Origin of the sequence: Polynucleobacter parvulilacunae (genome assembly GCF_018881715.1) — a bacterium.
Lineage (GTDB): Bacteria > Pseudomonadota > Gammaproteobacteria > Burkholderiales > Burkholderiaceae > Polynucleobacter > Polynucleobacter parvulilacunae.
Genome location: NZ_JACVPW010000001.1, coordinates 280,109 through 301,142 on the forward strand (window position 1 = coordinate 280,109; position 21,034 = coordinate 301,142).

At 45.8% G+C, this 21,034-nt stretch carries 19 protein-coding genes; 13 read left to right on the plus strand and 6 right to left on the minus strand.

Going from position 1 to position 21,034, the window contains the following annotated elements; translation table 11 throughout:
* Window positions 1–24 precede the first annotated feature (24 nt).
* Window positions 25–414 (minus strand): OsmC family protein, encoded by a 390-nt coding sequence (locus tag ICN18_RS01430; protein WP_216188769.1) that lies wholly within the window; start codon window positions 412–414, stop codon window positions 25–27.
* A 49-nt stretch (window positions 415–463) separates the two neighbouring features.
* Complete coding sequence (locus tag ICN18_RS01435) at window positions 464–883, minus strand: rhodanese-like domain-containing protein (protein WP_216188770.1); 420 nt, start codon at window positions 881–883, stop codon at window positions 464–466.
* A 58-nt stretch (window positions 884–941) separates the two neighbouring features.
* Here ICN18_RS01435 and ICN18_RS01440 point away from each other — a divergent pair, with 58 nt between their 5' ends.
* The 9 genes from ICN18_RS01440 to ICN18_RS01480 all read left to right on the plus strand — a co-directional run bounded on the left by ICN18_RS01440 (window position 942) and on the right by ICN18_RS01480 (window position 10,932).
* Window positions 942–2,204 (plus strand): putative Na+/H+ antiporter, encoded by a 1,263-nt coding sequence (locus ICN18_RS01440; RefSeq protein ID WP_216188771.1) that lies wholly within the window; start codon window positions 942–944, stop codon window positions 2,202–2,204.
* Window positions 2,205–2,275: 71 nt separating this feature from the next.
* Window positions 2,276–3,622, plus strand: a complete 1,347-nt coding sequence (gene miaB, locus ICN18_RS01445) for a tRNA (N6-isopentenyl adenosine(37)-C2)-methylthiotransferase MiaB (protein ID WP_216188772.1) — start codon at window positions 2,276–2,278, stop codon at window positions 3,620–3,622.
* Complete coding sequence (gene ybeY / locus ICN18_RS01450; protein WP_216188773.1) at window positions 3,612–4,085, plus strand: rRNA maturation RNase YbeY; 474 nt, start codon at window positions 3,612–3,614, stop codon at window positions 4,083–4,085. The genes miaB and ybeY overlap by 11 nt, the downstream gene beginning before the upstream one ends.
* Before the next feature lie 39 nt (window positions 4,086–4,124).
* Window positions 4,125–4,964 (plus strand): CorC family transporter, encoded by an 840-nt coding sequence (locus ICN18_RS01455; RefSeq protein ID WP_216188774.1) that lies wholly within the window; start codon window positions 4,125–4,127, stop codon window positions 4,962–4,964.
* 38 nt (window positions 4,965–5,002) lie between these two features.
* Window positions 5,003–6,505 (plus strand): apolipoprotein N-acyltransferase, encoded by a 1,503-nt coding sequence (lnt, locus tag ICN18_RS01460; RefSeq protein ID WP_216188775.1) that lies wholly within the window; start codon window positions 5,003–5,005, stop codon window positions 6,503–6,505.
* A gap of 59 nt (window positions 6,506–6,564) precedes the next feature.
* Entirely contained in the window at window positions 6,565–7,455 is an 891-nt protein-coding gene (glyQ, locus tag ICN18_RS01465; protein ID WP_068319536.1) for a glycine--tRNA ligase subunit alpha, read from the plus strand.
* A gap of 27 nt (window positions 7,456–7,482) precedes the next feature.
* The gene (gene glyS / locus ICN18_RS01470; protein ID WP_216188776.1) at window positions 7,483–9,621 is read left to right on the plus strand and encodes a glycine--tRNA ligase subunit beta; all 2,139 of its coding nucleotides are present in this window, start codon (window positions 7,483–7,485) and stop codon (window positions 9,619–9,621) included.
* Window positions 9,618–10,190, plus strand: coding sequence for a D-glycero-beta-D-manno-heptose 1,7-bisphosphate 7-phosphatase (gene gmhB / locus ICN18_RS01475; RefSeq protein ID WP_216188777.1), 573 nt, complete (start codon window positions 9,618–9,620; stop codon window positions 10,188–10,190). The genes glyS and gmhB overlap by 4 nt, the downstream gene beginning before the upstream one ends.
* A gap of 7 nt (window positions 10,191–10,197) precedes the next feature.
* Entirely contained in the window at window positions 10,198–10,932 is a 735-nt protein-coding gene (locus ICN18_RS01480) for a lysophospholipid acyltransferase family protein (protein ID WP_216188778.1), read from the plus strand.
* 43 nt (window positions 10,933–10,975) lie between these two features.
* On the opposite strand, the gene rsmA is transcribed toward ICN18_RS01480, so the two are convergent.
* The 4 genes from rsmA to ICN18_RS01500 are packed head-to-tail and all read right to left on the minus strand — an operon-like array spanning window position 10,976 to window position 16,711.
* A complete protein-coding gene (gene rsmA, locus ICN18_RS01485) occupies window positions 10,976–11,752 on the minus strand; it encodes a 16S rRNA (adenine(1518)-N(6)/adenine(1519)-N(6))-dimethyltransferase RsmA (RefSeq protein WP_216188779.1) in 777 nt (258 codons plus the stop codon).
* Window positions 11,753–11,755: 3 nt separating this feature from the next.
* Window positions 11,756–12,760 carry a 4-hydroxythreonine-4-phosphate dehydrogenase PdxA gene (gene pdxA / locus ICN18_RS01490; protein ID WP_216189425.1) on the minus strand — a complete coding sequence of 335 codons (1,005 nt, stop codon included), beginning with the start codon at window positions 12,758–12,760 and terminating at the stop codon, window positions 11,756–11,758.
* Complete coding sequence (locus ICN18_RS01495) at window positions 12,735–14,180, minus strand: peptidylprolyl isomerase (protein ID WP_255532034.1); 1,446 nt, start codon at window positions 14,178–14,180, stop codon at window positions 12,735–12,737. The genes pdxA and ICN18_RS01495 overlap by 26 nt, the downstream gene beginning before the upstream one ends.
* An 8-nt stretch (window positions 14,181–14,188) precedes the next feature.
* A complete protein-coding gene (locus ICN18_RS01500; protein ID WP_216188781.1) occupies window positions 14,189–16,711 on the minus strand; it encodes an LPS-assembly protein LptD in 2,523 nt (840 codons plus the stop codon).
* Window positions 16,712–16,743: 32 nt separating this feature from the next.
* On the opposite strand from ICN18_RS01500, the gene ICN18_RS01505 reads away from it, so the two are divergent.
* From ICN18_RS01505 to ICN18_RS01520, 4 genes are read left to right on the plus strand one after another with little or no spacing between them, the layout of a single operon-like run.
* Window positions 16,744–17,745, plus strand: coding sequence for an aminoglycoside phosphotransferase family protein (locus ICN18_RS01505; protein WP_216188782.1), 1,002 nt, complete (start codon window positions 16,744–16,746; stop codon window positions 17,743–17,745).
* A gap of 8 nt (window positions 17,746–17,753) precedes the next feature.
* Window positions 17,754–18,470 carry an N-acetylmuramate alpha-1-phosphate uridylyltransferase MurU gene (gene murU / locus ICN18_RS01510; protein ID WP_216188783.1) on the plus strand — a complete coding sequence of 239 codons (717 nt, stop codon included), beginning with the start codon at window positions 17,754–17,756 and terminating at the stop codon, window positions 18,468–18,470.
* The gene (pepP, locus tag ICN18_RS01515) at window positions 18,463–19,830 is read left to right on the plus strand and encodes a Xaa-Pro aminopeptidase (RefSeq protein ID WP_255532035.1); all 1,368 of its coding nucleotides are present in this window, start codon (window positions 18,463–18,465) and stop codon (window positions 19,828–19,830) included. Before murU ends, pepP begins: the two co-directional genes overlap by 8 nt.
* 16 nt (window positions 19,831–19,846) lie before the next feature.
* The gene (locus ICN18_RS01520) at window positions 19,847–21,004 is read left to right on the plus strand and encodes an FAD-dependent monooxygenase (RefSeq protein ID WP_216188785.1); all 1,158 of its coding nucleotides are present in this window, start codon (window positions 19,847–19,849) and stop codon (window positions 21,002–21,004) included.
* Window positions 21,005–21,034: the final 30 nt, after the last annotated feature.

Here is a 21,034-nt window from a genome sequence, read left to right on the forward strand (position 1 = left end):
TCAGCATTACGAACCCAGCTCGTATTAATTTACCAGCTGGGTTTTTATTTGGATCTGACCAGCCAAGGCTTTATGAATAGGGCACTTGTCTGCAATCTCAAGTAGACGATCCTTTTCTTCTGCGCTTAAGTTTCCTAGCAATTGAATCTCACGCGAGAATGTTTCAACATCATTAGTGCGCTCGATATCCACAGTCACAATCGCATTGTCTAAATTCATTTCTTTGCGTGCAGCGTACATCTTTAAAGTCATGGATGTACATGCAGCTAAAGCCGCACCCAGATACTCATGTGGACTTGGTCCAGTTCCGGTGCCACCTTTAGATACCTCTGCATCTGCTAAAAAATATAAATCACCAGCACTGAGTTTTTGCTGCAGTGGCCCTTCACCAAATTGCGAAATTACTTTTCTCATGTAGGTTCTCCAAAATATTCATTAGTTTTATTTTTAGACTTTAACTTGATTAAGGTTTGCTTGCCTTATTTTCCTTGTTTGTTTTTTCAACTACCGGCATTTGTGCTTTCTTCCAAGCGCTAAAACCACCCTCCAAATGACAGACATTAGGCACACCCATGATCTGCAGTGTTTGCGTCGCTAATGCAGAGCGCCATGCAGAAGCGCAATACAACACCAACCTCTTGCCCTCACCAAAGACGGGTTTGTAATAGGGGCTATCAGGATCCACCCAAAACTCCAGCATCCCTCTTGGAGCGTGCAGCGCATTCGGAATCATGCCCTCTCGCTCTAACTCACGAATATCACGAATGTCCACAAACAGCGTATTAGGATCACTCAATATTTCCTGCGCCTTTTGCAAAGGAAGTGTCTCAGTTTCATCCATTGCCTTCTGAATGAGCCCTTGATATCCAATCTTTAATTTCACCAAAACCTCCTAAATTAACAATGCCTGAATCCCTTCAAGCACCTGCTACCATTCTGCTATGAACTTTACCCCCATAGAACTTGGCGCAAGCGTTATTTTTGCAATTGCCGTTTTGCATACCTTTTGCACCGGCTATTTTGAATCCATTGCCAAAAAATCACCGCGACATGCTGGCCTGTGGCATCTCCTTGGCGAGGTAGAAATTGTTTTTGGTTTTTGGGCGGCCATCTTAGTAATTTTTGTTTCACTGCAAGCCGACTTAAATACTGCCAAAGGCTTTCTTAATAAGCGCAACTTCACAGAACCTCTTTTTGTCTTTGCCATCATGATCGTGGCGGGCACAAAACCTATTCTGTATTTCTCTACCCAAATTTTGCATGGGTTAGCTAAAGTGCTGCAATCTTTATTCCGAATCCGAAGCGCTCCTGCTTTGTATTTTTTAACCCTGGGTGCTACCCCGCTTCTGGGCTCATTGATCACAGAGCCTGCAGCAATGACCCTAGCAGCCTTCTTATTGCGTGATCTGGTCTATCGACACCAATGCTCTAAATCACTTTTGTTTGGAACGCTTGGTGTTCTCTTTGTGAACATTTCGATTGGGGGTACGCTCACCAACTTTGCAGCACCGCCCGTTCTCATGGTGGCTTCCACCTGGGGCTGGAGTTCGGCATTTATGTTTAGCAACTTTGGTTTAGAGTCTTGCATTGCGATTTTCATTAACTCGCTTGCAGCCACCCTTATCTTTCATCGCCAACTTATTGAACCAAACGATAATAAAAAAGAGGTGAAGATTCCATTCGCAGTGATCGTGATGCACCTATTATTTTTGTTTGGCGTAGTGTTCTTTGCGCATGACCCCATTATTTTCATGTGGATTCTGCTGTTTTTTATTGGCTACACCACAGCCTACCCAAAACATCAAAGCCCACTCATTCTGAAAGAGGCGCTCTTAGTAGGATTCTTCCTGGGTGGCCTGGTGGTATTGGGTGCGCTACAGGGCTGGTGGCTCCAACCAATTCTGGAAATGATGAGTCCTACCGCAGTGTTCTATGGCAGCCTTGTTCTCACTGCTTTTACAGATAATGCGGCACTTACTTATCTTGGATCATTGGTCACGGGTACCTCTCCAGAATTCAAGCTCGCTTTAGTAGGTGGAGCGGTGGCTGGTGGCGGTCTCACCGTGATTGCGAACGCCCCTAATCCTGCAGGCATAGCCATCTTGCGCAGCCACTTTCCGAATGGTGCAGTCTCAGCCCTCTTTTTGCTATTGGCGGCCATTCCACCAACAATTGTGGCAATTCTGGCTTATCGACTTATTTAACAATCCAAGCCCCTAGGCTTTAAGCAGTAAAATCTGAGCTTCGCCCCCAGCTATAAACCTGAGAACGGCATATGAAAAAGCTCTATATCAAAACCTTTGGCTGTCAAATGAACGAGTATGACTCGGGAAAAATGGCAGACCTTCTACATGCCGATGAAGGCATGGTCATGACAGATCGGCCTGAAGATGCCGATGTCGTCCTTCTGAATACTTGCTCTATCCGCGAAAAAGCGGAAGACAAAGTCTTTTCAGACTTAGGTCGTCTACGTGAACTTAAAAAAACGAAACCAAACTTACTCATTGGTGTTGGTGGTTGCGTCGCCAGCCAAGAGGGCCAGCAGATTGTTAGTCGCGCTCCTTACGTTGACGTTGTGTTTGGACCGCAAACACTTCATCGCTTATCCGATCTTCTTGAGCAACGACGTAAGACAGGCATCTCTCAGGTAGATATTTCTTTTCCAGAAATTGAAAAGTTTGACCATCTTCCTGCCTCGCGCCAAACACGAGGCTCAGCCTATGTCTCCATCATGGAGGGTTGCTCCAAATATTGCAGCTACTGTGTTGTTCCCTATACGCGTGGCGAAGAAGTCTCAAGACCGTTTGATGATGTACTTACCGAAGTAGCTGGCCTGGCTAGTAAGGGTGTAAAAGAAATTGTGCTGCTTGGTCAAAACGTGAATGCCTATCTGGGTAAGATGGGCGGCACTGAAGAGATTGCGGACTTTGCCCTGCTCATTGAATACATCGCAGAAATTCCGGGAGTGGAACGTATTCGCTTTACTACTAGCCACCCAAAAGAATTTACACAACGTCTTATCGATGTATATGCCAAAGTACCCAAGCTTGTGAGTCACCTGCACCTACCAGTTCAACATGGTTCAGATGCCATGCTCTCAGCAATGAAGCGCGGCTATACAGCACTGGAGTTCAAGAGCATCATTCGTAAGATGCGCGCAGTTCGTCCCGACCTGACGCTCTCTAGCGACTTCATTGTGGGCTTTCCAGGCGAGACTGAGGCTGACTTTGAGAAGTTGCTCAAGATGGTGAAAGAGCTCAATTTTGATAATAGCTTTTGCTTTATCTTTAGCCCACGTCCAGGCACTCCAGCAGCGAATCTTCACGACGACACGCCTTACGAAGTCAAACTCAAGCGTCTACAGACACTATTGGCATTAGTTGAAGGGCAAGCAAATGAAATTAGCCAAAAGATGCTGGGTAATATCGAAAGAGTGCTGATTGAGGGTCTTGCTAAAGACGGCGTTAACTTACAAGGTCGCGCCGAAAATAACCGTGTGATTCATTTCACAGCACCCGATCAAGACATTGAGAGTCTCATCGGCCAAATGGTTGATATTCGCATTACTGAAGTTCTTAACTACACCCTTAGAGGTGAATTGGTGGAGGCGCATGTCAACTAGCAACAAAACAAGCTCTTCCAAACTAACGATTGAGCTGCAATACGCTAGTCCGGCAATTGAGTCCACCGTTAGTAAAACTGCTTCCTCTACCTTAATTAAAAAATGGATCAAGACTGCCACACCTCTTGGTGGCCTCATTACCCTACGCTTTGTCAATGCAGTTGAAGGCAAAAAGTTGAATCTGTCTTTTCGTCAAAAAGACTACGCCACCAATGTTTTAACGTTCCCTTACGAGCTTTCTAAAAACAACTTGGCAGCAGATATTATTTTTTGCTTACCTGTACTGCAAAAAGAAGCCAAAGAGCAAGGGAAGTTACTGAAAGCCCATTTAGCGCATTTAATTGTGCATGGCTGCTTGCATGCCCAAGGACATGACCATGAGGTGGGACGTGATGCCAAAAAAATGGAGGCGCTAGAAATTCAGATTCTCCAAAAATTGGGTTTTGCTAACCCCTATTGTTGATTTGCTTGATTTGACTTCTTTCTACGCTATTCTTGCTATATGCCTGACCCCAATAAATCCCTTTTAGACCGCTTGACTGACTTTTTATCTCCAGAGCCAGCGGAACCCAACGAACGCCGTCAAGAACTGATTGAAACCCTCCGCGAAGCACAATCCGAGGGATTGATCGATGCCGACGCTCTCTCCATGATCGAGGGAGTTTTTCAGGTCGGGCAATTGTGTGCTCGCGACATCCTCGTGCCTCGCGCCCAAATTGATTGGATCGATATTGGTCACTCACTTTCCGACATCATCAAAAATGTGATTGAAGCAGCTCACTCACGCTTTCCAGTATTTGAGGGCAGCAAAGATAATGTGATTGGCATTTTGTTAGCCAAAGATCTACTGCGCCACGCTACAGAAAAAGACTTTCAAGTTCGAGATTGGTTGCGCCCGGCAGTCTTTATTCCAGAATCTAAGCGCCTTAGCGTTTTATTGCGAGACTTTAAAGATAACCGCAATCACTTAGCCGTTGTGGTTGATGAATACAGCGGTATAGCCGGCATTATTACGATTGAAGATGTACTCGAGCAAATTGTTGGCGATATTGAGGATGAACATGACATTGACGAAGAAGCTGATAACCTCATCGCTTTAGATAATGGTGATATTCGCGTCAAGGGCATCACCGAGCTCGAGCAATTCAACGAAAAACTTGGCACCCATTTTGAAGTGGAGGGTATTGAGACAGTTGCAGGCCTAGTTATCCAACATTTAGGCCGCGTTCCTAAAATGGGTGAGCTCATTGAGATAGACGGCATTGAATTTGAAGTGCAGCGTGCCGATCCAAGACAAATTCACATTCTGCTTGCAAGACAAAGCAATAAAAAATCTGACTAAGACTTGCTTTGTTTGATCAGCATTCTCATCAAGCCCGCATGAATATCAAAATATTTTCAATCTTTGTTTTATTTATATTGGGTGTAGTGCTCGCAGCCATTGCAGAGCTCCCCTATGGCGGCTGGATTCAGATTCCTGTTTTAAGCCTTCTCTGGTGGCGCCTTGATCCTCAGGTCCCCGCTGCATTTAAAAAACAATTCTTATTAGGTCTTGTATTTGGGATTGGCTATTTTGTTGTCGGTCTCTGGTGGCTTTACATTAGCCTACATGATGTAGGCGGCATGAATGCAGCACTTGCTTGCATGGGAGTATTTCTACTCTCCACTTATGTCGCTCTCTATTTTTCTCTAGCAACGCTGGCAATTCCTCTATTTAAAAAGAATCGGCTGTCCGGCTTATTCCTGGCCTCAAGCTGGGTGCTTGCAGAATTTCTGCGCGGCTATATATTTACTGGATTTCCTTGGATGGGCTTTGCTGAAACCCAATTCAATGGGCCCTTTGCGCCAGTGGCGCCTTACTTTGGTGGACTTGCCTGCACCTTCTTGATGGTATGGGCCTCCTGGGAAATTTACCAACTTCGCAAGCACGTCGTCTCTAGCGTCGCTTTAGTTGTGATTGTGATTTCTATCTCACAGCTGGGTGGTTTTTTCACATTCACAAAACCTACTGGAGAACCTATTAGCGTTCGACTGTTACAGGGTAACTTTGAACAAAGCCTGAAATTTAATCCTCAGGCAATTGGTAAACAAATTGATTTCTATGCCAGTGAAATTACCAAGGCGCCAGCGAACCTCATCATCATTCCTGAAACTGCATTCCCCTGGCCAATCCCCAATTTACCAATTGGCTTATTTGATTATTTGCAAAATTTTTCCAACGGTAGTGGCAGCAATCTTCTGCTGGGCCTCATTGGTGAAGTTCCCGGAGAGGCTGGGATGCAGTATTCAAATCGTGCCACAGGCCTTTCTACGGGGAAGGCGCCCTATCAATACGACAAGTCCCATCTCGTTCCTTTTGGGGAATTTGTTCCTCCCGGCTTTCAGTGGTTCGTCAAAGCGTTTCATGTACCCATGAGTGACTTTGCTAGAGGAAGATTGGATCAATCCCCTTTTACGATTGTGCGCAAAGATCAAGATGACATTCACGCTGCAATTACGATTTGCTATGAAGATGTCTTTGGAGGCGAACTTGCTTCTCGAATTACACACAGCGATAAGCCCGTCAACCTACTTATCAATATGACCAATCTTGCCTGGTTTGGGGAATCTCAAGCTTCTACCCAGCAACTCCGACTGTCACAAATGCGCTCACTGGAAACTGGGCTTCCCGCATTACGTGCGACTAATACAGGGATTACTGCAGTTCTTGGTCCTGATGGCAAAGTACTGAATGCGCTCCCAGAATTTACCCAAGCAACCCTAAGCACCCACGTTCAGGCCTATTCTGGCAAAACGCCTTATGTCATTTGGGGTAATTTACCGATTTTGGGTATTTCTTGCCTACTACTGCTCTGGGGTCTGATTCGTCACAGGCGTTTTTAAGCATTTTTAACTCTAGAGTGCTCTAGCCATGTAAAATCAATGGCTTAGCCAGGTTAATCATGCTTACTTTTCAGCAAATCATTCTCAAACTTCAAGATTATTGGGACCAACAAGGTTGTGCCCTATTGCAACCCATCGACCTCGAGGTTGGTGCTGGTACATCCCATACCGCAACTTTCCTACGCGCTATAGGTCCCGAGCCATGGAAGGCAGCCTACGTGCAGCCATCCCGCCGACCAAAAGATGGTCGTTATGGTGAGAACCCAAATCGTTTACAGCACTACTACCAATATCAAGTGGTTCTCAAACCAGCCCCCGAAAATATTCTTGACCTGTATCTCGGCTCTCTTGCCGCACTAGGTTTAGACCTCAAAGAGAATGATGTTCGCTTTGTAGAGGACGACTGGGAAAATCCAACGCTGGGTGCTTGGGGCCTTGGTTGGGAAGTTTGGCTGAACGGGATGGAAGTTACCCAATTCACTTACTTCCAACAAGTAGGTGGACTCGATTGCAAACCGGTTCTTGGTGAGATTACCTACGGCATTGAACGCTTGGCAATGTACATCCAGAACTGCTCTAACGTGTATGACCTAGTTTGGGCTGATGGCATTTCTTATGGTGACGTGTATCACCAGAATGAAGTTGAGCAATCTTGCTACAACTTTGAACACTCCAATACTGATTTGCTTTTTGCCAACTTCACGAACTATGAAAGTGAAGCTAAGCGCTTGATGGAAGTGCCACTAGCACTACCGGCTTATGAAATGGTTCTAAAGGCAGCTCACACATTTAACTTACTAGATGCTCGTGGCGCTATCTCGGTTACAGAGCGTGCAGCCTATATTGGCCGCATTCGCAACCTGTCTCGTGCAGTTGCCCAAGCCTACTTCGAGTCTAGAGAAAAACTGGGCTTCCCTATGTGTCAACGTCAAGCTAAAGCTCAGGCTTAAGCGCATCGAGATTTCTGCATTCCATCTATGAGCACATCCAATTCCAAACCTCAATCAGCAACTTTATTGATTGAGGTATTTACTGAAGAGCTGCCACCAAAGTCACTACGCCGCTTAGGTGATGCCTTTAGTGAAGGCATCTTTGCAGCACTCAAATCAGCAGGCCTCGCAACAGAATCATCCAAAGTGATTGGCTTTGCTACGCCGCGCCGCTTAGCGGTTCAAGTGACTGATGTTCTTGATCTTGCGCCGGACTTTCCTGTGCGCGAAAAATTATTACCTACTAGCATTGCATTTGATGCCGAAGGCAAAGCTACACCGCCTTTACTGAAAAAATTAGCCGCGCTTGGATATGCAGATATCGATCTCACCACACTAGAAAAATCCGGTGAAGGTAAGAATGAGGCCTTGTATCTGAATGTGATCGCCAAAGGTGCCGCGCTTGAGCAAACCGCACAAGCCGCGCTTGAGCAGACATTAAGTAAATTACCCATTGCAAAAATGATGCACTACCAAGTGCTACAGAAAAATGGTCAATTAGCGGATGTGCAATTTGCGCGCCCCGCTCACCGCATCATTGCTCTTCATGGCAATACGACTTTAAATATCAGCGCCTTGGGAATTGATGCGGCTAATCAAACCGAGGGACATCGTTTCCTGGCGCCGGGCAATGTCACGATCAGCAATGCGGATCTATACGAATCAGACTTGCAATCTAAAGCCAAGATTATTCCTAGCTTTAATCAGCGTCGCGCACAAATTGAAACAGCCCTATTAAAAGCGGCTGGCGATGACTTGGTCTTGATGCCAGACAGTCTTTTGGATGAAGTAACAGCCTTGGTAGAGTGGCCAGCTATCTATGAATGCCACTTTGATCAAGAATTTTTGGAAGTGCCGCAAGAGTGTTTGATTTTGACGATGCAAACCAATCAGAAGTACTTTGCGCTCACTGACAAGCACGGCAAATTACGTAATCGTTTTCTGATTGTTTCCAATATTCAAACTGATAAGCCTAATGCCATCATCTCCGGCAATGAGCGTGTAGTACGCCCACGTCTCTCAGATGCCCGCTTCTTCTTCCAACAAGATCAAAAGCGTCCTCTAGCTTCTCGCGTAGCCGATCTCGGTAAGGTCGTTTATCACAATCAACTTGGCAATCAATTAGATCGCACTAAGCGTGTTCAAGGGCTAGCTGTAGGCATTGCTAAGAAATTAGGCGCCGATGAAAAGTTAGCTGCCCGTGCTGCAGAAATTGCCAAGACAGACTTATTAACCGATATGGTTGGTGAGTTTCCGGAATTGCAAGGCATCATGGGGCGTTATTACGCCAATCACGATGGCGAGAATGCAGATGTCGCCAGCGCATGTAGCGAACACTATATGCCGCGCTTTGCAGGCGACACACTACCGCAAACCCAAACTGGCACGATCCTAGCCATTGCCGACAAACTAGAAACTCTAGTTGGCATTTGGGGGGTTGGACTTGCCCCTACCGGCGACAAAGACCCTTATGCATTACGCCGCCATGCACTAGGTATTTGCCGTTTACTCTTAGAAAAAAATCTTTCGCTCAGCTTGCCAGAGTTAATTGAGTTGGCTCGTGCACAGTTCCCGCAAGCAGATGTACAAGAAAAAGCTAAAGCTGCTGATATCTACGCTTTCATCATCGATCGCTTGCGCGCGTATTTACGTGATCAATCCGTTGCCGGCAAAGCATTTACTAGCGCGGAGATTGATGCTGTCCTTAGCCAGGACCCAGCTCAAATTAATGATTTGATTGAGCGCTTAACTGCATTGCGTGAATTCAATGCCCTTCCAGAAGCCGCTCAACTTGCTGCTGCTAACAAACGTATTAGCAATATTCTGAAGAAAACAACTACCGCTATTCCTACGGCTTGTTCTTCAACATTACTTCAAATTCCAGCAGAGGCAACATTGCACCAGGCATTGGAGGCAGCCACTCCTGCAATCAATGCTGCCTATGAAAAACGTCAGTTTGTTGAGCTCTTAAGAGCCCTCGTAGCTTTAAGTGGGCCAATTGACCAATTCTTTGCTGATGTCATGGTGATGGATCCCAACCCTGAGTTGCGTGATAACCGTTTAGCCCTTCTGCAACAACTTCACCAGAAAATGAATCTCGTTGCCGATCTCGGCAAATTAGCATGAGCATCAGCTCCGCTAAACTAATCATTCTTGATCGCGATGGCGTGATCAATGAAGATAGTGATGATTATGTGAAGTCAGTAGATGAATGGATTCCTCTACCAGGGAGCTTAGAAGCAATCGCGCTACTAAATCAGGCGGGCTATCAAATTGCCATCGCAACTAATCAATCTGGTCTCTCAAGGGGATACTTCACAATCAACGATTTGCATGCCATGCATAGCAAAATGGATGCTCTACTTAAACCCTTAGGCGGTCGCATTGATAGCATCTTTTTTTGTCCTCATCAGGATTCACACCAATGTGATTGCCGTAAACCAGCGCCAGGCATGATGAAAGAAATTGCTTTGCGTTACAAAAAGATGGATAGTATTCAGCCCCTTACAGGAGTTCCTATCGTAGGTGATTCTTTACGCGATCTCCAGGCTGGAGTAGCCTTGGGAGCCATTCCTCATCTAGTGCTCACCGGCAAAGGCGAAAAGACCCTTGCCAAAGGCAACCTGCCTGAGGGTACGCAAATTCACGCTGATCTCATGGCGTTTGCAAATACACTTTTAGAAAATAAGGTTTAGACCAATCGTGAAACTGATTCGCTCCATTCTCTTTGCCTTATTTTTAGTGGTGTTCACACCGATTTGGTCGGTGTTATGCATGATCGCCTTCCCATTTTTGAGTCCAGAAAACCGCTACACATTTATTGGTCTCTGGAACAAAATCGTTATTGCTTTACTAAAACCACTGTGCGGCATTCATTATGAAATCCGCGGCATGAAAAATATGCAGGCCGTTCTTAATGAACGTGTGATTATTCTCAGCAAGCATCAATCAGCTTACGAAACGATTGCTTATATTGCCTTGCTACCAAAGCAACTCTGCTTTGTTTTCAAGCGTGAATTACTCTGGATTCCCTTCTTCGGTTGGGCCCTAGCCCTACTAAAGATGATCCACATTAATCGCTCTAATAAGCAGACAGCAGCCCATTCAGTAGCGACTCAAGGTCGCAAACGTTTGAGCGAAGGCAAGTGGATCATGCTTTTTCCAGAAGGCACCAGAACCCCCATTGGATCAAATAAACCGTATCGCAAGGGTGGCGCACGTTTAGCAAGCGCAACCGATGCCTTGGTTATTCCGATCGCACATAACGCTGGTCGCTGCTGGCCGAAGAATAGCTTCATTAAAGAGCCCGGCACAGTCATCTTCTCAATTGGACCTGCAATTAGCTCAACGAATAAGTCGGCCGAAGAATTACAACGAGAGGTAGAAGGTTGGATTGAGGCTGAAATGCGTGTAATTGATCCCAGCGCTTATAAATAATTGTTGAAAGGCAATAAAACAGCTCTGATTGTTTAGGACCGTTTCAAGAGGCGAGAACCTTCGCCCACTCAATATAGCGATCAACAGAAATATCTTGAGCTCTTGCCTTGAGCTCCACTTCAGTCAAATTCAATCTATCAGCAAAAGCACTCAAGTTGGTGCGCAGCATTTTTCTTCTTTGAGAAAAGGCTGCAGCAACTACCTTCTCCAAAGAATTCCACTGAGCATTACTTAAAGAAAAATCTTTTCTAGGAATCATGCGTACAACTGCTGAGTTCACTTTTGGCTGAGGATCAAAAGCTTCTGGCGGAACCTCCAATACCAATTCCATGTCGTAGCGGGCCTGCAGCATGACGGATAACCGGCTAAATTCAGAGCCTCCCGCCTTGGCAACCATTCTCTCCACAACCTCGGCTTGCAACATAAAGACCTGCTCATCGATATGACTTGCAGCGGCCACCAAATGAAATAACAAAGGTGAGGAGATGTTGTAAGGTAGGTTCCCAACGACTTTACACAGACCCTGCTTGGTTTTACGATCCTGGGCCCATGTTAAGAAATCAAATTTGAGAGCATCGCCCTCAATTACGGTAAGGCCCTTGAGATTTTTTTCATTCCAAAAAGCGACTAAGTCACGATCAATCTCCAGTAAATCCAACTGATCCAGATTGCTGAGTAATGGCAATGTTAATGCGCCGAGGCCCGGCCCAATCTCAATAATGTGCATATCAGCACTGGGATTAATGAGTGCAATAATCGAATAAATAATCCCATTGTCTTGTAGGAAATTTTGGCCAAATCTTTTTCGAGCGCGATGCATGTCTTAGCTTTGTTTTCTTTGATTTACAGCTAATTGGTAGGCCAAACGTAAAGCCTCTAGCATGCTGCCAGAGTCCGCAATCCCCTTGCCGGCAATATCTAAAGCCGTTCCATGATCTACTGAGGTGCGAATAATAGGCAATCCAAGCGTGACATTTACACCATTACCAAACGTCACAAACTTAAATGGCGCTAAACCCTGATCGTGATACATGGCAATAAAGGCATCGACTTGCGCAAGGGACTCGGGATCGAACATCGTATCTCCTGGATATGGTCCAGAGACATCAATACCCATCTTCTGGGCCGCTTCAATTGCTGGGGTGATCACTTCAATTTCTTCACGCCCCAGGTAACCGGCCTCTCCTGCATGAGGGTTCAATCCAGCCACTCGGATCACGGGCTTGGTAATTCCGAATTTGCTTTGCAAATCTTGCTTGACGATCTGAATCGTCTCTAATATCAAGTCATAGCTGATAGCTTGCGGTATCGCTTTTAAGGGAAGATGCGTGGTTGCTAACGCAACCCTCAAATCCCTTGGAGCTTTGAGCCCCAAAAATCCACCTGGCAACAATGCGCATAACATCATCACCACATGGGAAACCCTGCAACGCTGCGCAAGATGCTCCGTATGCCCAGTAAATAATGTGCCAGCATCATTGATGATGCTTTTCTGAAGTGGTGCCGTTACCATGGCATCAAAGCGTCCCTGCAAGCAGCCATCAATTGCTTGATCTAATAGATTGACAACATACTGTGAATTCAGTGAGTTGAGTGTCCCAGGAGTCACAGGGGACCCAAGTGCAATAGACTGAATCTGTAATCGACTAGAAAGCTCTGGACCGAGATTGGGCAATCTCAGCAATTGATCATTGCCCAATAAAGTGATCTGAACATCGGTATGCTCGCGTAAAAATGCCAGCGAAGCAGCTAAAGAAACTTCAGGCCCGATACCGGCTGGTTCACCGGTACTTACAACGAGATTAACGAGGCGCGCTGCTTGCTGCATCATCCACGTTCAGAATTTTTACAGTTGCATTATCACGTAGCTCAAGCATCCATTCTTGATAGGCCTGATCAAACTTTCTTTCACGGATCGCTGCACGCGCAAATTGGCGCTGCTTCTCTACAGTCAGCTGACCATCACGACGCTCGACCACTTGAATCAAATGCCAACCAAATTCGGTTTTCACTGGATTACTAACTTCGCCAATTTGTAAGCGATTCATAGCCTGCTCAAACTCTGGAACCAAATCTCCAGGACTCATCCAGCCCAGATCACCACCCTTAGCGGCAGATCCGTCTTCAGAATACTTTTTCGCTAACTCTGCAAAGTCTGCTGTTTTTGCACGGATCTGATCACGATAACCTTGTAATCGTCTTTCAGCGTCTTGATCGCTTAGGCCAGGTCTACTACGCAACAAAATATGGCGAGATAAGGTTTGGGTAATCGGAATATTTTGCGGCGCGCTTGATCCAGAATCTGCAGCTGCTAGTTGCTGAGGTGGTGGGCTAGCACCAGCTGCACGGCGATCTAAGACCTTAAGCACATGGTATCCCGCTGGGCTCTTTACAACTGCGTTAGCAACTTGTCCGCTACCAGTATTACGAATCGCCTCATAAAACAGCTGGGGCAAACGATCTGGAGAGCGATAGCCTAACTCCTGAAATTTAATCTTAGGATTCTCTTTTGCAGCCGCTGCACCCAGCTGTAAGAAATCAACATCGCCACGAGCATCCTTTAATAGTGCATCAGCCTTCTTTTTTGCCTCAGCTTGAGCTCCTGCTCCAGCGGCCGCATCTACCGGAATAAATATTTGGGCAACATCAATTTCCTCTGGTTCCCCTTTGGCTGCAGGTGCCGATCTTGTGGTGCCAGCGCCAGCAATTGCCCGCGTACGCTCAGCAATAAAGTTATCTATCTCAGCATCAGAAATCTTGAGCTTACCCTCAACTTCACGCTCACGATAACGACTAACGATAATGTCGTTGCGCAGCATCTCACGATAACGTTCATATGAAGTGCCAGAAGCAATGATCTTTGCCTTAAGCTCTGCAAGCGTTAATTTGTTCTTCGCCGCAATGTCGCCAATAATCTTATCCAACTCCTTATCGGAGACCTTAACACCCTCTTGCTCAGCATTTTGTAATTGGATTTTTTCTAAAATCAGCCTATCTAGCACAACCTTACGCGCCGAACCATCCTCAGGTAACTTGATGCCCTGCTTTTTGAGTGTTGCGATGCGATCATCAATTTCTTTACGCGTTACAAAACCCGTATTAACTACTGCAGCAACACCATCAATATTGCGAATCTTGCTTTCAGTGGCAGCATTCGTTTTCGCTGAATCCTGAGCAAAAGCAGTAGTCGCAAACAATCCAAAGCCAACGAAGATGGCTTGAATACTAATTTGTTTAAAACGTTTCATACAAAGCATTATTGATAGTTCTCGTATGTTGAAGGCGGTATAGGCTTAGAAGTAGGCATATATCCAGGAACATTTAGCTTCATGATATCAACTGGATTGCTTCCAGCGCTACCGAAGCCCCTAAATTCGACCTGAAAGAGCACCTGGGTAGTGGTTATTTGAGATGTATTCACGAATTGAGAGTAAGCGCCGCGGAAAGTCCAGCAATCCCTACTCCATTCCAAGGCTAGCAAGCTATTTAATGTCTTGGTAGTTAAAGCATCGTAACCCCAGCGTCCCAAGACAGAAACCTCTCTAGTAATAGGCCATTGCCCAGAAATATTGTATTGATCTGTTGTAGTGGCCGCTGGCACGAATGCTTGATTATTTTGAACCGATGCCTGTACCGGTGGCGACCAAACGTTGCGGTAACCAAAATTTAAACTTCTTCCCTGCGTTGGACGCCAACTACCGCCAACCGTAGTTTGCACAAACTTATTTAATTGCGTGTTGTATTGTCCAAATACATCTGCGCTGAAATTACCAAGCAAGCGAACTGAGCCTGATCCCAAGGTATCAGAGTAAGTTGTGGGATTCACAATCGTGCCATTCAAGCCAACCTTTTGCCCTGTGAACTGCTGCTTTTGAGCAAGCGTGACGTTTGCACGCTCTGCCCCTGTATTCGCTTCAATCATGCGGCTCGTTAAACCCAGCGTAGCAGCATTGTTATCTGCAATACGGTCGTTACCAATAAAAGTATTTTCACTAAAGATTTGCGAAACACCAAAGCCTGCATCAGCAGTATCAAACAAAGGCGTTTGCGATTGATTTTGATAGGGCGTGTAAACGTAGAAAGCGCGAGGCTCCATGGTTAACAACATATCTCGGCCGTAGAAGCCTTTCAATTCAGCGGCATCTCTTTCAAACGCTAATGCTGAGTCCAAACTAAAAGTAGGGATAGTGAAACCTTGCGCTACCGGCGCTCCACCAGTCACAAAAGGAGTGGCGTTATAAGTATTCGACTGAAAACTCACCTTTGGTGTGATGTAGTAACCCGGCGTAACTTGCGGCAAAGCCATCGCGCCTTTAATCACTGTTCGATCGGCCTGGCTATAGACACCTGGCGCAGTTGCAGCCAAATTGCTACCAATGTTGTAAGCAAATCTCGTGTAATCGGTTGAAAATGTAGTTGCCGGTCCAGTGGGTAAAGTAACGTACTTGCCACTCGTATCTGCTACTGCCGGAGTAAGGCGATTGTTATATGACGCATTAATATTTGGCATCACGTTATATGGAGCTTGAACCAAAGCAGTTGGGTCTGGCTGCAAAGTTTGGAATGTTAGGGCTCTAGCAGACACCACCCAATTACTTAGGCTACCCGTCAACCCTTTGGTAGTTCCTACCTCTTGTCGGAACTGACTCGTAACAGCCCCAGCAATACTTTGTGAAAAATCGGTTGGATACAAATTATCAGAAACGCGTGACATATTTGCATAGCCCGACCATGAGCCCGGCAATGGAATACCGCCAGGTCCTACGCCCCCGCTAAATACTTGTCGTTGCTGCCAGTCATAACGCCAACGATCAGTTCCTGTTTTATTGTCATGCGCTAAGTAATCACCGCCTAAGGTACCGCTGTACTTGCTCTCGAGAAAACGGTAGTTTGCGCCAATCTGCAGACCACGCTCACTCATATACCGCGGCAAGATTAATAAATCTCTATTGGGTGCTATGTTGACGTAATACGGCTGCGTAACATCAAAGCCATTATTTGAGTTATATCCAGCGACAGGTGCCAAAATACCCGAGCGACGCTGATTGGAGGTAGGTGCAGTGAAATAAGGAACATAGGCAATAGGCACATCAAAGAAGCGCATTACGCCATGAGTGCCAACCATTTCTTTTTGTTCATTATCAATCTCTAATGTACTGGCCGAAAAATACCAATCCATATTTTGTGGTGTACATGTGGTGTAAGTTGCTTTATCAAAAACAAAAATATCTGAGTTTTCAATAGTGAGTTTTTTTGCAGTTCCATTACCACGGGTATCACGCAGCTCGTAGGTAGGTGTTTCCATCTCACCTTCACGAGCATCAACTTTAAATTTGGCAGCTGGTCCTTTGAAGGTAGTGTTGCCTTTAGTCAACTCAGCGTTACCTTCAAGGTCAGCAATATCGGTATCTGGGTCATAAATAATTTCATCCGCTTTAATTACGCCACCATTGCGACGCATCTGTGCACGACCTTTTAGTTTCATCTTGCGATTGACTACACCATCAATAGAATCGCTTGAAGTAAAAGTTAGTGCTTTGCTATCGTCAATTGGAAGTCCCGTTCTTAATTGATCATCCAACTTTAAAACGGTAACATTTCCGCGGTCGGGTAACAAAACAGTATTCGCATTAGCTTGCGCATTTGCAGGTAAAGGAGCGGGTGCTTGAGCCTGCGATTGGAGGGCAAATTGAAGCAATGCAACCCCCGTCATGACGCGCAGGGTTACATGCAAAAAAAGAGGGGCGCGAAGGCCGGCGCGAAGGCGATAATGACTCATAGATCCAGACCGCCTTATTATACGAATCGACCATGACTGACTCACGCTTAAACACCCTCCGTAACTGGCTAAAAGCCCTAGAAGCTAGCTGGCAATTAGATCTCGACTCTTTGGTACCAGCCTCGGCCGATGCCAGCTTTCGACGCTATTTCCGGATTACCTCCAAAAACCCCAATTTTGGGACTTTGATCGTAATGGATGCCCCTCCCCAACATGAGCCTTTGGATGCCTTTATTAAGGTCGATTTATTACTCTCAGAGGCAGGCTTAAATGTGCCAAAAATCCTTGAGCAAAACATTGCCGAAGGCTTCTTGTTATTAAATGATTTGGGAATAAAAACCTATCTTGCCGAACTCAATAATGAGACAGCAGACCATCTCTACAAAGATGCAACTCATGCATTAGTTCTGATGCAGATGGCAAGCAAACCTGATGTATTACCAAACTATGACGAAGCACTTTTGCAACGTGAGCTAGATTTATTTCCTGAATGGTATTTAAAGAAACATCTCAATATTGAACTGAATGGGCAACAAACTGAGCAGTTAAAAAAATCATTTGAGCTCATTATTGAAAATAATTTGGCGCAAGCTAAAGTGTACGTTCATCGCGATTACCATTCACGAAATTTGATGTTGACTGAAAAAAATAATCCTGGTGTGATTGACTTCCAAGATGCGGTATATGGCCCCATTACATATGATGTCTCTTCACTATGGCGCGATGCTTATATTGCATGGCCAGAAGAACGGGTGATTGACTGGGTTATTAAGTTTTGGGAAGAAGGTCGCAAGGCCGGCCTGCCAATGCCAAATGATTTTGGACAGTTCTATCGCGACTTTGAATGGATGGGCTTGCAACGCCACTTAAAGATTTTGGGGATTTTTGCAAGACTCTTTCATCGCGACGGCAAAGACGGCTATCTCAAAGATCTTCCCCTTGTTTTGGAATATGCGATTGCCACAGCAAATCGCTATATTGAATTAAAACCATTAGCCCGCATTTTGGAATCTACTCAAACAAATCCAGCGTAATACACACCATGGGTCAACTCAATCGCATACCTTGTTTTTTGCTGGCCGCAGGACGTGGCGAACGCATGCGCCCCCTAACGGATGATTTGCCTAAGCCATTACTCACGATTCAAAATAAATCTTTACTCGCCTGGCATTTGGAAGCGCTAGCAAAGGCAAAGATTCAAGATGTGGTGATTAATCACGCTTGGTTAGGTGAAAAAATTGAAGGGGCATTGGGTAACGGAGCGCAATTTGGTCTTCATATTCAATACTCCCCTGAGGGAAGTGCGCTGGAGACAGCTGGCGGCATTTGCAAAGCGCTACCCCTTATTGCTCCTGAAGACTATTTCTTGGTCATCAATGGCGATGTCTTTAGCCCAAACTTACCGATTACCCAGCTTTTAGAAACAGTTTCCAAAATGCGCATGGATTCCAGCAAGCCCTTGGCTCACTTATTGATGGTCCCCAACCCCGTCCAGCATCCTGAAGGGGATTTTTACCTCCAGGGTTCAGCGGTTAGCAGTTCTCAATCCAATGGATCCGAAAAACTCACCTTTTCTGGAATTGGGATTTATCACAAAGACCTCTTCAAAGACCTGGAATTTGGGAAGCCAGCCAAGCTCGCGCCTTTGCTAAGGACGGCAATGGAGCAAAATAAAGTGTCTGGTGAAAAATATATCGGTCCATGGCACGATGTAGGCACACCACAACGCTTACAAGAGCTCAATGCAGCATATGAATAAAACAAATATTTATCAGCTTCGTAGAAATACATTAGCAGAGCAAATTTTTGCCAAGACTAGTGGTGGAATCGCTGTTGTCTCCACTGCGCCTGAACTTTCGCGTAACCGCGACAGCGAATTTCCATATCGCCATGACAGTGACTTTTACTACCTCACTGGTTTTGAAGAGCCTGGTGCTACGCTAGTGATGAAGATTTCAGGCAATGGAAAAAGCCATCAACTTGAATCCCACTTATTTTGTAGACCCAAAGATCTAGAGCGAGAAATCTGGGATGGTATTCGCCTTGGACCCGAAGCAGCACCAGAGGCTTTGGGCGTCGAATACGCGCACAGCAATCAAGAGCTGGACAAAAAACTTGCTGACTTATTAGCAGATCAAGATGCAATCTATGTCCGCCTTGCAGAAAGCGCAGAGGCTGATAGGCGCTTGCGTCATTGGATGAAACAAGTTCGTGCTCAAGCGCGCTCAGGCGTTAATCCACCATCAGAATTTCATGATGTTGAGGCACTCATTCATGAAATGCGCTTATATAAAGATGTCCATGAAATCGACATCATGCGTCGTGCCGCAGACATCTCTGCGCGCGCCCATATTCGCGCTATGCAAGCCTGCAAACCCGGTATGCGTGAATATCAACTGGAGGCCGAACTGCTTCATGAGTTCCGCAATAGCGGCGCACAAAGCGTTGCCTACAACAGTATTGTTGCCGGCGGAGCAAATTCTTGCATTCTTCACTATCGGGCAGGCAATACAGAGTTGCGTAGTGGTGAACTTTGCCTCATTGATGCTGGCTGCGAACTCGATGGATATGCATCAGACATCACTCGGACTTTTCCAGTGAATGGAAAATTTACTGGTCCGCAACGCGCCCTGTATGACATTACATTAGCTGCACAAGAAGCAGCAATTGCCATGACTAAGCCAGGCAATACATTTATGCAGCCACACGAGGCAGCCCTGAGAGTGCTTACCCAAGGTCTGCTGGATGAAAAGTTACTAAAGCTCTCTGACTTAGGCTCTCTGGATGACGCTATCGAAACAGGCGCATATCGTCGCTTCTATATGCACCGGACCTCGCACTGGCTAGGAATGGATGTGCATGATGTAGGTTCTTATCGTGAAGCTACGCAAGATAGTCGCAAGGATGAAAAGCCATGGCGCATTCTAAAGAGCGGCATGGTCATTACGATAGAGCCAGGCCTCTACATCAGACCGGCGGATGATATTAATGAAGCATTTTGGAATATTGGCATCCGTATTGAAGATGATGCTGTCATCAATGATTCAGGATGTGAATTGATTTCACGAGGCGTGCCTGTTAAAGCCGATGAGATTGAAGCGCTTATGAAGAACGCTTAAGGCCACCAGCATAAAAATGAATTCATCTAGTTGCGATATTTTGATTCAGGGTGGTGGTCCAGTTGGGCTTGCTTGCGCTGCTTGGACCTTGCAAAAGTTTCCAGATGCAAAAATTACCTTGCTGGATCGCAACCCTCTTAATGATGACGATTTAGCCAACGCCGATAGTCGTGGTATCGCCCTCTCACATGGCAGCAAGATATTGCTCGATACGATTCATGCATGGCCAAGAGAGTCCTCCGAAATTCATCGCGTCCACGTGTCACAAGCCGGCCGCTTTGGTCGGGCACTCATGACACGCGAAGAGCTTAAGCAAGATGCTCTCGGACACATTGTTCGCTATCGCGATATTCATATCACCTTGCGCCAAGCATTACGAGCCATACAAGCAAAGAGCCCTAATTTCATATGGCAGCACATTAACAAGGATGCCGAAGAAAATAATATTCACGCTAAATGCATCGTGCATGCTGAGGGTGGCTTATTCAAAAAACAAGATTGGGTAGAGTCTGGCCGAGACTACGGACAATCGGCACTCGTGGGTTTAGTCGAAGTAGAAAATGCAGCGCCCCATCAAGCTTGGGAACGCTTTACTGCTGAAGGCCCTTTAGCAGTTCTACCAAGTCACTATGGTCACAATATTTTGAATCTCGTCTGGTGTGGTTCCCCAGAATCTTCACAACATCGCCTTCAGTTAAGTGATGCAGAATTTTTAAGTGAATTGCAAAACGAATTTGGTTCACGCATTGGACGCTTCCTTAAAATTCAAGATCGTCGCTTGTATGAACTTGGCTTGAACTACCGTAAAGAAATTACGAAAGATCATGAAGTTTGGATTGGCAACGCTGCCCAAACTTTGCACCCAGTAGCTGGACAAGGATTGAATCTAGGATTACGAGATGCCTTTTTGCTATCGGAAAAATTGGTTGGGGTATTTTCTGGATCCACTGAAGATCAATCCCCGGCAGCAATACAAAATGCATTACAAGCCTATGCCCAAAGTCGCAAAATTGATCGAACCACTACGATTGGCCTGACAGACTTCATGGCAAGGGTATTTACATCCAATCTAGCCCCAGTTGTGATGGCTCGTGGATTAGCTTTATCAGCTCTCCAGTGGCTTCCACCAGTCAAAACAGCCTTAGCTCGCCAGATGATGTTTGGCAGGCGCTAAAGGGCTTAAATAGCCCCCAAAATACAAGTC